We start from the raw sequence: 14,381 nt of genomic DNA, 5'->3' as shown, positions 1-14,381 counted from the left end.
TTTGGCGCGCGTTCCATCGCGCGGAGACAATATCGATGCAAATCGAAACATTGGGAGTCGTCGGCGCCGGGACCATGGGTGCCGGCATCGCGCAGGTCGCGGCCCTCGCCGGCCTGCACGTGATCATGGTGGACGTGACCGAGGCGGCGCTCGACAAAGGCATCAAGGCGCTGAAGGGCAGCCTTGAGCGCCTCATGGCGAAAGAGAAGCTGGATGCGGCGGCGCGCGACGCCGCGCTCGCGCGCATCGAAACCACCACGGACTATCAGCGCCTGGGTGCTGCCGGTTTGATCATCGAGGCGGCGACGGAAAACCTCGATCTGAAACTGCGGATCCTGAAGCAGATCGAAGCGGTCGCACGGCCCGAGGCCATCATCGCCTCCAATACGTCGTCGATCTCCATCACCACGCTGGGCGCGGCGCTGGCCGATCCGTCGCGGTTCGTCGGGATGCACTTCTTCAATCCGGTGCCGTTGATGCCGCTCGTCGAGATCATCGCCGGTCTCGCAACCGGCAGCGAAGCCGTGCAGGCGGTTCGCGAACTGACCGAGCGCCTCGGCAAATCGCCGATCAGCGTGCGCAATGCGCCGGGCTTCGTGGTCAACCGTATTCTCGTGCCGATGATCAACGAGGCGTTTTTCCTGCTCGCCGAGGGCGTGGCCCCGGCCGAGGATATCGATACGGGCATGCGGCTGGGCGCGAATCACCCGATCGGGCCGCTCGCGCTTGCCGACCTCGTCGGGCTCGACGTGTGTCTTTCGGTCATGGACGTCTTTCTCAAGGACTTCGGCGATCCAAAGTACCGGGCTTGCCCGCTGCTGCGCGAACTGGTGGCCGCGGGACGTCTGGGCAGGAAGACGGGACGGGGCGTATACGACTACGCTTGACACGAAGCGCCGGGGAACCGGCGCTTTTTTGTTTGGCAGGTGATTTAGCGCGGGTTCACGCGCGCTGCGCGTAGACGTTGCACCAGCCGTCTGCCGCAACGGCCTTGCCGGGGAACATCGGGCACGGGCCCGCCGCCTCGCCGGCCGCGCCCGTGTAGAAGCGGCAATTCGCGCAACGCTGGCCTTTGGCGTACTTCGGAAATTTGGCGGCGTCCACGCTGCCGGCGTTGGCGCGATAACCGAGCGACTTCGCCGTGGTGTCGCTTTCGTCGACGAGGGCGGGCGCGGCGAATGCGCGTCCGCCCGTGGCGAGCGCGGCGCACAGACCGGCGGCATGGAGGATGAAGGTTCTGCGATTGCGGGTGTTCATGCGGGTTTCCAGGGTGAGAATGCTGATGTTTCGTGCTGCCAGGTTTTCTTCAACGCTTAATGGCGAGGCCCGGCGTTGAGCGGCGTGGTTGATGACTGCGCGGTGTCGGCGCTCAGCTTGGCGTTGCCTGCGTCATAGCCATTCGTATAGAGCAGGAACGCCATCAGGTCCGCGTATTCCTGATCGGTCATCTTGCCGGGTCGGTCGGCCGGCATGTTGGTCGACATGTACTGGTAGATGCCGCCTATCGTCAGATGCGAATTCGCCGCCGGTGCGAACGCCGGTCCGCTCAGCGCGGGCGCGGTGATGCCTTCGAGCTTCTCGCCGTGGCATTTTGCACAGGAGTCCGCATAAAGATGCTCGCCGTGAACGACCTGATCGTGGTCGAATGCGGGCGCGCTGCCGCCTGTCGTCGCGGCATGCACGGGTACGTGCGCGGCGCTTGCCGCAAGCGCGATGGTGAGGGCGATATGGGTGAGTCGGATATTCATGGTCATACGTTCCAGTAAAAGCAGGGGACGCCGCGCCCGCAAGCCCGGCGTGCGCGGCGGATAACAGGAGGCGTGCTCAGCCCCGGACGAGTCCGAATACGTAGACGTTGTCTTTCGGCGTACTGACAAAGAGATAGTTGCCGTTGACGATCGGCGTCGCCTCGAAGCTCTGGCTCAGTTTGGCGGGAAATGGGTAGCGCCATGCCTGTTTCAACTGGCCCACGTTGGAAGCGTCGCTCTGCTTGAGCGGCGAATGCGACTGGCCGTTGTAGCTGCGGGAGTCGGTGAGCCAGCCCGGATCGCTTGGGGCGCGGGTCAGGCGGTCGCAGGTCACGGGCGGATAGTCCGAGGCGGCATCCACCGGACCGGCGTTCAGGGTCGTCGCCGTGTCGACGACCATTGTGCAGGTCGTGAGCCGGCTTGCCGCCGCCGAGCGTCTCTTCATCTTCGTCTCCTGGGTATTGATGGGTGCACGGCCGGCAAGCGCTCCGGTCCGGGTGTGCAACCGTTATTGCAAGTCGTGTGCCATTTGCCGCGAAGCGTTGCGCGCCGGGCGATGCGGGCGCGACGGGCGAATTGTCCGGCCGCCGCCAAGGTGCACCGGCGAGGCCGATGTGTTGCATCCGGGTACAGGCCGGGTACAGGCGAAAACAACAGATGTTGGCGAATGTGACAGTGCTTCGCCGGCGGCGTGTGGCTTCACGTCGTCGCGCGGGCGCGTTTGCCGTGCCGGGCCGGCGTCCTCGCAGGTCGGCATGACCCTTGCTTTGAAGAACCCGGCCGCAACTTCGATGCGGTACTTCGACCCAATCTCAAACAAGGAGACATGTCATGCAGTGGACCCCCCCCTCGTACACCGACCTGCGTTTCGGCTTTGAAATCACGATGTATATCGCCAACCGCTGAGCGCGCGTCAGCGCGTCGCCCGCATGGCCATCAAGGCGAGGCGGGCGGCGCGTCACGAGAACGATCATGAAGATCAGGATACGGGTCGACGCACCGCCGGACGTGGCGCTTCCAATCGAAGGCGTCGCATGATCGACCGGCTCGACACGTTGCCGAGCGGCACGCGCAGGCTGCTTACGCCTGTCAAGAACACGAAACAATACGAATGCGATTCTTGTCCCGCATTCCGTCGAACGCGCGCAGGTGCGCGTGCACGAGATACATGGGAATCCGAAGGAATCAGATTCGCGACATTGCCTTCGATCATGTCCGGTCGCTCCCCGATGCGGTGAAAAAAAGCATGGCTCCTATGAATCCGATGCTGCCCGATGCCGTCAGTGGCGTGCCGTTGCGCCCGTGTTTGCGCGTCATGTACCGCTTGCAGTGGGAAGCGGATCAGGGCGTGTATGTGCTGCTCTATCCGGAAGGGCGGGTGAAGCTCAATGCGGGCGCGGCCGAGATACTCGCGCGTTGCGACGGCGTGCACGAACTCGACCAGATCATTGGCGAGGTGGAGCGCCTTTTCAGTTCGACCGAACTCGCGCCGGACATCTACCGTTTTCTCGATCACGCGCGGCTGCGCGGCTGGCTCGACTGAAAACGCGCAGCGCTGCGAGCGACGCTCGTCGTGATCGAAAGAGAATTGTTAGCTGTCCTGTTTGATGACATCAAGATTGCCCGGCTGCAACGAAATGCAACACCTGTCCTGATTCGTGTTGCATCTTCGCGGCGGCCCCAAAGCACTGAAAAAGCCGCGCAAACCCTTGTGCAGCAACGATTTGTGCGGTGCTGGCACAAGGTTTGCAATCAAGCGTGGCCTGGCAGGCCAAGGCCCGTCCGGGCGCCCGGCGTACTTGCCAGTTTTCGACCGCTCTCACAAATACACATGGAGACAACAATGAACGAACGTGTAGTTTCGGCATTCCGCAAGACGTCATGGGGAATCGGGCTTGCCACGGCCGCCCTGATGAGCGGCGGCATGGCTTACGCGGCCGCCGATTATCCGGCCGTTACTTTCGACCGGCTGACCAAGGCGCAGAGCGATACGGGCTGGCTGACCTACTATCGCACCTATGACGGCCAGTCGCATTCGCCGCTCAAGCAGATCAACCAGGCGAACGTCGCGAACCTGAAACAGGCCTGGGCGTACAAGTTCCCGGACGAACTGAAGCAGGGCTTCGAGGCCACGCCGATCGTCAACGGCGACTATCTGTTCGTGACCACACCCAAGGACAACGTCTACGCCTTCAATGCGAAGACCGGCGAGCAGCTCTGGAAGTTCGAGCCGAAGCTCGGGCCGGAGTCGTTCAAGACGGCCTGCTGTGACGTGGTGAACCGTGGTGTCGCGCTGTACGGCAAGAACGTCTACGTCGCGATGCTCAGCGGCGAAGTGGCCGCGCTCGACGCGCAAACGGGCAGCCTCGTGTGGCAAAAGCAGATGTTCGATCCGGGCCAGGGGTATGCGTTTTCGCTCGCGCCGCTCGCGCTGAACGGGTCGATCGTGGTCGGCACGTCGGGCGGCGAATATGGCATTCGCGGCTATATCGCGGCGCTGAGCCCCGAGGATGGCTCGATCCAGTGGAAGCGCTACACGATTCCGGGCAAGGGCGAGAAGGGCAGCGAGACCTGGCCCGACGGCATGCAGGACCACGGCGGCGGCGCGGCATGGCTGACCGGCACCTACGACGTCGGCTCGAACACGCTCTACTGGGGCGTGGGCAACCCTGGTCCGTGGCTGGCCGCGCTGCGCCCCGGCGACAACCTGTACTCTGACTCGCTGCTCGCGCTCGACCCGAAGAACGGTTCGCTCAAGTGGCACTACCAGTACACGCGCGGCGACACATGGGACTATGACGGCGTCAACACGCCGATCCTCGCGAAGATCAAGTACCACGGCAAAGACTACGATGCGATCGTCCATGCGGACCGCAACGGCTTTTTCCACGCGATCGATCGCGAGACCGGCAAGCTGATCTATGCCAAGCCGTTCGTCAAGGCCGATTCCGTGACGGGCTACACGAAAGACGGCCAGCCGATCGCCGACCCGAGCAAGTTCCCCAAGGCCGGAACGACGATCGAAACCTGCCCGAGCTTCCTGGGCGGCAAGAACTGGTGGTCGGTGTCGTATGACCCGGCCCGCCATATCGCCGTGGTGCCCACCCTGCACGCGTGTATGAGCCTCTCGGGCAAGGCGGTGAGCTACATGGAAGGCCTGCCGTATCTCGGCGAAGGTTTCGAGATCAAGCCGGAACCGGGCAGCGAGGGCTATGGCGAACTCCAGGGCATCGACGTGAACACGGGCAAGAAACTCTGGAGTCACTGGACGAAGATGCCGTGGAACGGCGGCGTGGCCACCACGTCCAGTGGCCTTGCGTTCAGCGGCTCGCTCGACGGCCATCTGTATGCGTTCGATACCGCAACCGGCAAGATTCTCTGGACCAGCCCGCAACTGGCGAGCGGCGTGATTGCGCAGCCTTCGGTGTTCGAGGTGGATGGCAAGGAGTACGTAGCGGTGCTGGCAGGCTACGGCGGCGCCAACCCGATCTGGGGCGGCCCGATGGCCGACGTGGCGAAGGACGTGCCGCGCGGCGGCACGCTCTACGTGTTCGCGTTGGGCCAGGACTGATTGTGTCCTGCGCCGCGCCCTGTCGCCAACAGGGCGCGGCGAATTCGCTTCGGCCCGAACGTCTCGCAGAGTCGCGCAATGACTCGACTGTCGTCTTCGTTCCGGGCCTTCGCCAGCGGCCACGACGCCGACACGCTCCACCTGAAAGCAGCGCCCCCGCTCATTGCCGGCTCCCGGCAGTGGGCCGGTGCGCTGCGCCCCACGAATTCAATCTATTCCTAACCGTGGCGTTTCCAGCATGACATTGACTGTTGGCGCACTTCTGGCGCTTTCCTTCCTGATTTCCGTGCTCGGCCTGTTCCTGTTCATCTGGGCCCAGACAAAAGGGCTCATGCGCGCAGGCCCGGCAGCGGCCGAGGTGATCTTCGCGCCGCACGAAGTCGGTCTCGTCGAGGACCCGGCCGCACCCGCGCAACAACTCGCGGAACTGCAAGATGTCGAGCGCGCGGCACAGGGTGCGACCCACGGCGGCGCGGCGCACCGGACGCTCGCGCACGACGTGGCCGGGCAGCGCCTGAACCAGGATCGTTCGAGCCGCCGTCCGGCTTTCGCGTTCCTCGCATCGTCGATCGTCTGGCTCGTGCTGGGGTCGCTCGCCGGGCTGATCGCCTCGCAGAAGCTCACCTCGCCCGACTTCCTCACGCAAAGCGCCTGGCTCACGTTCGGGCGGATCCGTACGGCGCATCTGAACATGGTCGCCTACGGCTGGGCTTCGATGGCGGGTCTCGGCGTCGTGCTGTGGATGCTGCCGCGTCTGCTCGGTACGGAACTGGCCGGCGCGCGCTTCGCGACGCTTGGGGCGCTGTTCTGGAACGGCGCGGTGGCGGGTGGCGTCGCGGCGATCCTGTGCGGCTGGACCGATGGCCAGCAGTGGCTGGAGATCCCCTGGCAGATCGGCATTCTCTTTGCCGTGGGCGGCGCGCTCTGCGCGGTGCCGCTGTTGTGCACGTTGCGCCGTCGCACGGTCGATCACCTGTACGTGTCGGTCTGGTATGCGAGCGCGGCGCTGCTGTGGTTCCCCATTCTCTACGTGGTCGCCAAGGTTCCGCACGTGCACGCGGGCGTCGAGCAAGCCATCGTCAACTGGTGGTACGCGCATAACGTGCTGGGCCTCTGGCTCACGCCGATCGGCCTCGCCTCGGCGTACTACTTCATCGCCAAGGTGCTCGGGCGTCCTATCTATTCGTACAGCCTTTCACTGGTCGGCTTCTGGGCGCTCGCCATGTTCTACAGCCAGGCCGGTATCCACCATCTGATCGGCGGGCCGGTGCCGGGCTGGCTGGTCAGCGTGTCGGTGGTGCAAAGCGTGATGATGATCGTGCCGGTGCTGGCGGTCGGCGTGAACCAGCATATGACGGTGGTGGGGCGCTTCGCCGCCCTGCGCCATTCGCCTACGCTGCGCTTCATCGTGCCCGGCGCGATGCTCTACACGCTGGTTTCCCTGCAAGGCGCACTGGAGGCCGTGCCGTTCTTCAACCGGCTGGTCCATTTCACGCAGTACAAGGTGGCGCACGCGCACCTCGGCGTCTACGGCTTCTTTTCCATGATCATGTTCGGCTCGATCTATTTCATCATGCCGCGCGTGGTCGAACGCCCGTGGCCGTATCCGCGCCTCATCGGGGCGCACTTCTGGCTGGTCTGCGTCGGCTTTGCCATCTACTTCGTCATGCTGACGATAGGCGGCGTCCTGCAAGGCATCGCTCTGCTCGACGCGAGCCGTCCGTTCATCGAGTCGGTAACGCTGCTGGAGCCGTATCTGCTCGCGCGAACGATTGGCGGCGCATTGATGACGCTCGGTCACGTGATTTTCGCCGTTCATTTCGTTGCGATGGCAACCGGCCGCCGGGCGCGAGTCGCCTCTCACGCGGCAATTCGCGAGGTCAACGTTGCCGGGGTGCAGGCATGAACCGGCTGCTGACCATTTTTATCGGCGCGCTGATCATGCTCGCGCTCGCCACGTTGATGCTGGTGGCCTTGCCGTACCGCGAACTGCGCGCCGTGCAGGCGCCGGAAGCGCTTGCCCCATACACCGTCGCCCAGTTGCGCGGCCGCGCCACCTATGTCTCCATGGGCTGCGTCTATTGCCATACGCAGCAGCCGCGCGCCGCGAGCTTCGGCCCCGATGCGTTGCGCGGCTGGGGTCGTCCCTCGGTGCCGGCCGACTATGCCTACGACGATCCGCATCTGCTCGGCGTGGCGCGCACCGGGCCCGACCTGTTCAATATCGGCGCGCGCCAGCCGAGCCGCGACTGGCAACTGGCGCACCTGTACCAGCCGCGAGCGGTGTCGCCGGGCAGCGTGATGCCGTCGTATCCGTTTCTGTTCCGGCATGTCGAGCGCGCCGCGCCCGGCGAAGCGGTGGTGAGCCTGCCGCCGCAGTACGCGCCCGCGCACGGCCAGATCGTCGCCACGCAGGACGCGCTCGATCTGGCGGCCTACCTGATTTCGCTGAATCACACCTATCCCATTCCCGCTTCCGAAGCCGGAGCCATGCAATGAACCGCCGTACCGAACACGACCTCTTGATTGATCTGCGCGAGCACACCGAGCCTGAGGAGCGCACGAATCCCGTCCCCTGGCTGCTGTGGATCACCGTGCTTTCGCTCACGGTGTGGGGCGCCTGCTATTTCTGGCTGGAAATCTATTCCGGCGAGCAGGGCGCGCCGGCCGTCGCGACCGCCCAGGCGGGTGCGAAGGCCGCGCCGGGGCCGGACGGCGCGCAGATTTTCGCGAGCCGCTGCGCCGCGTGTCACCAGGCGACGGGCGGCGGCTTGCCCGGCATGTTCCCGCCGCTCGCGGGATCGGAGTGGGTGAGCGGCGACGCGCACAAGCTCGCCGATATCCTGCTGCTCGGCGTGGAGGGCGCGCTGTCGGTCAAGGGCGAGGCCTTCAACGGCACCATGCCGACGTTCGGCGCGATGTTGTCGGATGCGGAAATCGCCGCGGTCGGCAGCTATGTGCGCGCGAGTTTCGGCAATCATGCGGCCGCGCTCGACGCCTCGCTCGTCAAGGCCGAACGCGATCGACTCGGCAATCGCTCGACGCCGTGGAAGGGCGAAGCCGAACTCAACGCGGCGAAATAATCAGGCGCCCATGACGACCTCAGCGACCCTCGACAGCATCACGCTCGACGTGCGCGGCATGTGGTGCACGAGTTGCGCCAACGCCGTGGAGCGCGTGCTGAAGCGGCAGCCGGGGGTGCTCGACGCCACGGTCAGCTTTGCCGCGGAGTCGGCGCAGCTTCAGTGGGACACGCAAGCGGCCACGCTGGCGCAGATCGTCGCGGCCGTGGAAAAGATCGGCTACCCCTGTGTGGCCGAGGGCGACGGCCACGATCGCCGCGCGCACTTCGCGAGGATCAAGCGGGATCTGGGCTTGCGTCTCGTTGTAGCGGTGTTCTTCGACATGTGGGTGATGGCCGCGCAATGGCCGCTCTATCTGTTTGCCGACAGCGCGTTGTCGCGGCCCGCCCAATACGCGCTTTCGTTGTTTGCCGGGTCGATGTGCCTGCCCGTCGTAGCCTGGTGCGCGTTGCCCTTCCTTCGCGCGGGCTGGCGCACCTTGCGCGCCGGCGCGCCGGGCATGGACGTGCTGGTGTCGCTTGGCGCGCTGGGCGCGTTCGCCTTGTCGGTGTGGCGTCTCACGCAGGGCGACCCGGCGGTCTACTTCGATTCCGCGGCGACCATCGTGACCTTCCTGCTCGCGGGACGCCTGATCGAAATGTCCGTTCGCGCGCGTTCGGCGGACGCCGTACGCACGCTGCTCGATCTGCCGCCCGAGCAGGTCGGTGTCGTCAACGCCGACGGATCGGAGGTGGCCACGCTCGTCAAACGGGTTGCGCCAGGCAGTGCCGTGCGCATCCGGCCGGGCGAGCGCATCGCACTGGACGGCATCGTCACGCACGGCACGTCGCGAATCGATCGCTCGCTGCTGACCGGCGAGACGCAACCCGCAAGCGTTCGCTGCGGCGACGCGGTGGAAGCGGGCACGCTCAACGGCGACGGCGAACTGATCGTGCGGGTGCAAGCCGCATGGGGCGCGCGCCGGGTCGACCGGATCGCACGCGAGGTGCGCCGCATGCTCGCGCGCAAGACCGCATCGCAAACGCTCGCCGAGCGCTTCACGCGCCATCTGGCGACTGTGGTCTGCGTGCTCGCGTTGGTGGCCTGCGCGGTGGGCCGCTATCGCGGCATGACGTGGCCGGTGGCGCTGGAGCATGCGGTGGCGGTGCTGGTGATCACGTGCCCGTGCGCGCTCGGCATGGCGGTGCCGCTGGCGCTGTCTGCGGGAGTGGGCCGGGCGGCTCGCGAAGGCATTCTGTTCCGGGACGTCGAAGCGCTGGAAAAGGCGGGGCGCATCTCGCAGGTCTATCTGGACAAGACGGGAACGCTGACCGAGGGGCGGCCCACGCTAGTGGACCTGCGCCTTGCGCCCGGCGTCGCGCGCGATGATCTGATCGAGACGGCGGCGCTGGCCGAACGCGGCAGCGAGCATGCGCTCGCGAAGTCGATTCGCTCGCTGGTGCCGGCGGCGCGCCTCGACGCGCTCGATCGCGCCACTGGCGTGTGCCGGGCAGTGCCTGGCGCCGGCGTCGAATGGCGGGGCGAGGACGGCGTTTGCCTGCGCGTGGGGCAGGCCGCCTGGCTGGCCGGCAACGGCGTCGCGGTGCCGTCCGGGCCCGCGCAGCACACGCTGGCGCACGTGGCGCGCGCAGATCGCTGGCTAGGTGCGCTGGCCTTCGCCGATGCGCCGCGGCCGGGAGCGCGTGAGGCCGTGAGGCGTCTGCGCGCGTCGGGGCTGGCCGTCGCGATCCTGAGCGGCGACGCCGACCCCGTGGCGCGGGACATCGCACACCAGGTGGGGATCGCGCAAACCGAGGTCTTCAGCGGGCAGTCGCCCGAGGACAAGGCGCGCCGCGTGCAGGCCGCGCAAGCTTCGCTCGCATGCGTGATGTTCGTCGGCGACGGGCTCAACGACGCCCCGGCGCTGGCCGCGGCCGATCTCGGCGTGGCGGTGGAGGGCGCCACGGCGTCGTCGGTGGCGTCGGCCGCGATCGTGCTGATGGGCGGCGACATTGCGCGGCTCGACCATGCCCTGGCGAGCGCCAGGCTGACCGCGCGAACCATGAAGCAGAACCTGGCGGCGGCGGCGGTCTACAACCTGATGGCGATTCCGCTAGCGTTGACGGGCCATGTCTCGCCGGCCATGGCCGCCGCGCTGATGGTTGCAAGCTCGCTCTCCGTCACGTTCAACTCCGCACGCCTGCTGTGGGCGGGCAATTCACGCGACGTGGCGGCGCCCAAGGCCGACGGGTTATCCCATGTCTGCGCATGACGCCGGATGCGCCTGCCGGTGCGGGGCGAGACGCGAACGGCTCGCCGCGTCTCGCGTTGTGTCGCGCGCATCGCGGCTGGCGCTCTTCGCGCTACAGATCGCGGCGCCGAAGTGCGCGATTTGCTGGACCACCTACGCGGGGCTATTCGGCGCAAGCTGGTTCGCGGCGACGCGCGACAACGGGCTCTGGTTCGGCGCAGCCCTGAGCCTCATGTCTGTTGCGGCGTTCTTGTCGTGGCGCGAGGCGAGGCGCACGCGCCGCTTCGCCGCTGCGTGCGCGAGCCTGCCGGGCTGGTTGTTGACGCTTGCGGGCGCGTTTGTCGGGATCGATTGCATCCGATGGGCGGGCGTGGCGTGGCTGGGCGTCGCGCTGGCGCTGTCGCGTTGGTCAGGACAGGGCGGCAGACGCCGTATTCGCTGAGATTTTTGACGTAGAGATGCTCAAACGGGCAACGTGCGCTGTCATTAATTAGGTAAACAAATTATAAGGATGCCATATGAAAACGTAGAAATTGAAGTGGTTCATGAAAACCAGCTTCCAACCAACCCCATTCCGGCGGTTCGCGGTTGCAAAGAAAAGAAGACGTTCACGTTTGACCCAATCAGAAAATCAAGGAGACACGATGCACACTCGACAGTATCGGCAGATCACGCTGGCCGTGGCACTGGCAACGCTCGCAGGCACGGCGGCGGCGCAATCCTCGGTCACGCTCTACGGCATCATCGATGCCGGCGTGCTCTACCAGAATCATGCGGCCAACGGCCAGGGCTCGCAGGTCCAGCTCGCGACCGGCGGCACGAATCCGAGCGTCTGGGGCTTGAAGGGCAACGAGGATCTGGGCGGCGGATACGCGGCCACCTTCAACCTGGAATCTCACTTCGCGAGCAACAGCGGCGCCCTGATCATGGGCCCCGGCTACGAGTCGCAGATCTTCCGGCGTCAGGCCAACGTCGGCGTGACCACGCCATACGGCTCGCTCACGTTGGGCCGCATGTACAGCCCCTCGCTGCTGGCCGCCATCACGACCGAGCCGCGCGCCTTCGCGGAGAATCTGTCGAACCTGTACACATGGGCCTATAACCAGTTGTCCGCGCCCGGCAATGCGCTGGGTGCGGGCACCAACCCCGGCAACGACGTTGGCGTGTTCATCGGCAACGCGGTGCAGTATTCGAACACGCTCGGTCCCGTCTGGCTGGGCGCGGCCTGGTCGTTCGGCGGCGTGGCGGGCAGCTTGCACAAGGGCAGCGAGATTTCGCTGGGCGCGACCTATACCGGCCCCGTCACGGCGTCCGCCGCTTTCCAGCAGGTGGCGGATTCCGTGACCGGCGAGAACGTGAGCCGCCTGTGGAGCGTGGGCCTCGCCAAATCGTTTGGCCCGGTGACCGGCAAGCTCAACTACTTCGACGTGATCGACCGCGCGCTCGACGGTGGGGACGTCTCGCACGTGACGTCGATCAGCCCCGGCGTGAGCTACCAGTGGAACGCCGCGAATACGACGGGGCTTGCCGGCTACTACAACCGGTATCGCGGCAGCCACAACAGCACGACGCGCTCGCTCGTGCTGAGCAACGACTACGCGGTCTCCAAGCGCACGGTCCTGTATGCGCAGCTCGCCTACGTCGACGCCGGCTATGTCGGCACGGCCGATCCGCTCGAAAGCCTCAAGACCTCGATCGTCAACGGCGGCACCGCGCCGGGCGAAAAGACCGTGCTGGTCAACGTCGGCATCTCGCACCACTTCTGATCGATGCAGCCGCACTTGTGCCCGAAGCCCGGGCGCAAGTGCGCCGGTTCACGATGAAACCGCTACCCGCACCCGGCTGGCCGGCATGTGCCGAACTGCAACAGACGCGCGGCCTGTCACATCCGGTGATCCGTATTGGAACACCTATGCGCGCGCAACCGAGGGCGGCATGCAGGTAAGGCCGCGCCCGGGCGGTTTCCGCCCGCAGGCACACTATTTGCAGATAGGTGCCGTGCCGTTAGCACGATTCCAACCCCGTACAATGAGCAGGAGACGCAAGATGAACCCGTTTGACATGAAGCAGCTGGGCCTCGATATCGAGTATCCGTATCGTAAGCAGTACGAAAACTATATCGGCGGCAAGTGGGTGCCGCCGATCGACGGCGACTATTTCGAAAACGTCTCGCCGATCAACGGCAAGCCGTTTTGCAGCATTCCCCGCTCGCGCGCGGCCGATATCGACCTCGCCATCGACGCCGCCCATGCGGTGCGCCGCAAATGGGCCAAGACGTCGGTGACCGAGCGCGCGAACCTGTTGCTCGCGGCCGCCGACCGCATGGAAAAGAATCTCCGGGTGCTCGCCGTGGCCGAGACGATCGACAACGGCAAGCCGCTGCGCGAAACGATGGTCGCGGACCTGCCGCTCGCCATCGATCATTTCCGCTATTTCGCGGGCTGCATCCGTGCGCAGGAAGGCGGCATCTCCGAGATCGACGACAACACGGTCGCCTATCATTTCCACGAGCCGCTGGGCGTGGTCGGCCAGATCATTCCGTGGAATTTTCCGCTGCTGATGGCGGCGTGGAAGCTTGCACCCGCACTCGCCGCGGGCTGCTGCGTCGTGATGAAGCCCGCTGAGCAGACGCCCGCGTCGGTGCTCGTGCTGATCGAACTGATCGGCGACCTGTTCCCGGCCGGGGTGATCAACATCGTCAACGGTTTCGGCCGGGAAGCGGGTGAAGCGCTTGCGACCAGCACGCGCATTGCGAAGATCGCGTTCACGGGCTCGACGCCGGTTGGCAAGCGCATTCTGCACGCCGCGGCTGAGAACCTGATTCCCTCGACGGTCGAACTGGGCGGCAAGAGCCCGAACATCTTCTTCGCCGACGTGCTCGATCAAGATGACGTGTTCCTCGACAAGGCGCTCGAAGGCCTCGCCATGTTCGCGCTGAACCAGGGTGAGGTCTGCACGTGCCCGTCGCGCGTGCTGGTTCAGGAGTCGATTTACGAGCGTTTCATCGAGAAGGCCATTGCGCGCGTCGAGCGCATCAAGATCGGGCATCCGCTCGACCTCGATACGATGATCGGCGCGCAGGCGTCGCAGCAGCAGCTCGACAAGATCATGTCGTATATCGACATCGGCCGCGAGGAAGGCGCACGCTGCCTGACCGGCGGCGAGCGTGCGGCGCCCGGCGAAGGACTCGGCAGCGGCTACTACGTGAAGCCGACCATGCTGTTCGGTCACAACAAGATGCGGGTGTTCCAGGAGGAGATCTTCGGGCCGGTTGCCTCGGTGATGACGTTCAAGGACGAACAGGAAGCCATCGAGATCGCCAACGACACGTACTTCGGCCTGGGCGCGGGCGTCTGGACGCGCGACGGCACGCGCGCATACCGCATGGGCCGCGAGATCGAGGCGGGACGCGTGTGGACCAATTGCTACCACCTGTACCCCGCGCATGCGGCGTTCGGCGGCTACAAGCAGTCGGGCATCGGGCGCGAGACGCACAAGATGGCGCTGTCGAACTATCAGCAGACCAAGTGCCTGCTCGTGAGCTATCAGCCCGAGGCGCTCGGCTTCTTCTGAGCGAATGGCGTGACGCCTGCCGGCGGCGCGAGCCCCAGGCAGGCGTCATTGCGCGCGCTCGATATACAAAACGGAATCAACATGTCTGCGATTGAATCGGTTCTTCAGGAACGCCGGGTCTTTGCGCCTTCAGAACAAACGGTGGCTGGCGCCACGGTGTCCGGCATGGACGCCTA

At 65.6% G+C, this 14,381-nt stretch carries 12 protein-coding genes and 2 pseudogenes; 11 read left to right on the top strand and 3 right to left on the bottom strand.

Annotated features, from left to right (window positions below):
• Positions 1-35 precede the first annotated feature (35 nt).
• On the top strand, positions 36-887 hold the full coding sequence (locus C7402_RS41335) for a 3-hydroxybutyryl-CoA dehydrogenase (protein WP_112177461.1): 852 nt from the start codon (positions 36-38) through the stop codon (positions 885-887).
• Positions 888-942: 55 nt separating this feature from the next.
• Here C7402_RS41335 and C7402_RS41330 read toward each other — a convergent pair whose 3' ends face one another.
• From C7402_RS41330 to C7402_RS41320, 3 genes and pseudogenes are all read right to left on the bottom strand, one after another.
• Positions 943-1,257, bottom strand: coding sequence for a high-potential iron-sulfur protein (locus tag C7402_RS41330; protein ID WP_112177462.1), 315 nt, complete (start codon positions 1,255-1,257; stop codon positions 943-945).
• A gap of 56 nt (positions 1,258-1,313) precedes the next feature.
• Positions 1,314-1,676: pseudogene (locus C7402_RS41325) on the bottom strand (c-type cytochrome); the annotation flags it as partial.
• Positions 1,677-1,827: 151 nt separating this feature from the next.
• Positions 1,828-2,193, bottom strand: a pseudogene (locus C7402_RS41320) (PQQ-dependent dehydrogenase, methanol/ethanol family); the annotation flags it as partial.
• 386 nt (positions 2,194-2,579) lie between these two features.
• Here C7402_RS41320 and pqqA point away from each other — a divergent pair.
• The 10 genes from pqqA (at position 2,580) to C7402_RS41270 (ending at position 14,205) form a co-directional block, all read left to right on the top strand.
• Entirely contained in the window at positions 2,580-2,654 is a 75-nt protein-coding gene (gene pqqA / locus C7402_RS41315; RefSeq protein ID WP_111939409.1) for a pyrroloquinoline quinone precursor peptide PqqA, read from the top strand.
• A 349-nt stretch (positions 2,655-3,003) separates the two neighbouring features.
• A complete protein-coding gene (pqqD, locus tag C7402_RS41310) occupies positions 3,004-3,291 on the top strand; it encodes a pyrroloquinoline quinone biosynthesis peptide chaperone PqqD (protein ID WP_112177463.1) in 288 nt (95 codons plus the stop codon).
• A 300-nt stretch (positions 3,292-3,591) separates the two neighbouring features.
• Positions 3,592-5,319 carry a methanol/ethanol family PQQ-dependent dehydrogenase gene (locus C7402_RS41305; protein WP_112177464.1) on the top strand — a complete coding sequence of 576 codons (1,728 nt, stop codon included), beginning with the start codon at positions 3,592-3,594 and terminating at the stop codon, positions 5,317-5,319.
• Positions 5,320-5,557: 238 nt separating this feature from the next.
• The gene (locus C7402_RS41300; RefSeq protein WP_116614667.1) at positions 5,558-7,225 is read left to right on the top strand and encodes a cbb3-type cytochrome c oxidase subunit I; all 1,668 of its coding nucleotides are present in this window, start codon (positions 5,558-5,560) and stop codon (positions 7,223-7,225) included.
• Positions 7,222-7,818, top strand: coding sequence for a cbb3-type cytochrome c oxidase subunit II (locus C7402_RS41295; protein ID WP_116614666.1), 597 nt, complete (start codon positions 7,222-7,224; stop codon positions 7,816-7,818). The genes C7402_RS41300 and C7402_RS41295 overlap by 4 nt, the downstream gene beginning before the upstream one ends.
• Positions 7,815-8,402, top strand: coding sequence for a c-type cytochrome (locus C7402_RS41290; protein WP_116614665.1), 588 nt, complete (start codon positions 7,815-7,817; stop codon positions 8,400-8,402). Before C7402_RS41295 ends, C7402_RS41290 begins: the two co-directional genes overlap by 4 nt.
• Positions 8,403-8,412: 10 nt before the next feature.
• Positions 8,413-10,653, top strand: a complete 2,241-nt coding sequence (locus C7402_RS41285) for a heavy metal translocating P-type ATPase (RefSeq protein WP_116614664.1) — start codon at positions 8,413-8,415, stop codon at positions 10,651-10,653.
• Positions 10,654-10,711: 58 nt separating this feature from the next.
• Positions 10,712-11,074 carry a hypothetical protein gene (locus tag C7402_RS41280; RefSeq protein WP_116614663.1) on the top strand — a complete coding sequence of 121 codons (363 nt, stop codon included), beginning with the start codon at positions 10,712-10,714 and terminating at the stop codon, positions 11,072-11,074.
• A gap of 202 nt (positions 11,075-11,276) precedes the next feature.
• Complete coding sequence (locus C7402_RS41275) at positions 11,277-12,398, top strand: porin (protein WP_116614662.1); 1,122 nt, start codon at positions 11,277-11,279, stop codon at positions 12,396-12,398.
• 280 nt (positions 12,399-12,678) lie between these two features.
• Positions 12,679-14,205 (top strand): aldehyde dehydrogenase family protein, encoded by a 1,527-nt coding sequence (locus tag C7402_RS41270; RefSeq protein WP_112177471.1) that lies wholly within the window; start codon positions 12,679-12,681, stop codon positions 14,203-14,205.
• The last annotated feature ends 176 nt before the right edge of the window (positions 14,206-14,381 follow it).

It is taken from the genome of Paraburkholderia unamae, assembly GCF_003096875.1.
Lineage (GTDB): Bacteria > Pseudomonadota > Gammaproteobacteria > Burkholderiales > Burkholderiaceae > Paraburkholderia > Paraburkholderia unamae.
This window is presented reverse-complemented; position numbering and strand designations above follow the sequence as displayed.

Excerpts from the sequence above, each read along its gene's own strand:
- C7402_RS41275 (WP_116614662.1), top strand. The coding sequence starts at position 11,277 with ATGCACACTCGACAGTATCGGCAGATCACGCTGGCCGTGGCACTGGCA.
- pqqD (WP_112177463.1), top strand. The coding sequence starts at position 3,004 with ATGAATCCGATGCTGCCCGATGCCGTCAGTGGCGTGCCGTTGCGCCCG.
- C7402_RS41330 (WP_112177462.1), bottom strand. The coding sequence starts at position 1,257 with ATGAACACCCGCAATCGCAGAACCTTCATCCTCCATGCCGCCGGTCTG.
- C7402_RS41285 (WP_116614664.1), top strand. The coding sequence starts at position 8,413 with ATGACGACCTCAGCGACCCTCGACAGCATCACGCTCGACGTGCGCGGC.
- C7402_RS41335 (WP_112177461.1), top strand. The coding sequence starts at position 36 with ATGCAAATCGAAACATTGGGAGTCGTCGGCGCCGGGACCATGGGTGCC.
- C7402_RS41270 (WP_112177471.1), top strand. The coding sequence starts at position 12,679 with ATGAACCCGTTTGACATGAAGCAGCTGGGCCTCGATATCGAGTATCCG.
- C7402_RS41300 (WP_116614667.1), top strand. The coding sequence starts at position 5,558 with ATGACATTGACTGTTGGCGCACTTCTGGCGCTTTCCTTCCTGATTTCC.
- C7402_RS41295 (WP_116614666.1), top strand. The coding sequence starts at position 7,222 with ATGAACCGGCTGCTGACCATTTTTATCGGCGCGCTGATCATGCTCGCG.
- C7402_RS41290 (WP_116614665.1), top strand. The coding sequence starts at position 7,815 with ATGAACCGCCGTACCGAACACGACCTCTTGATTGATCTGCGCGAGCAC.
- C7402_RS41305 (WP_112177464.1), top strand. The coding sequence starts at position 3,592 with ATGAACGAACGTGTAGTTTCGGCATTCCGCAAGACGTCATGGGGAATC.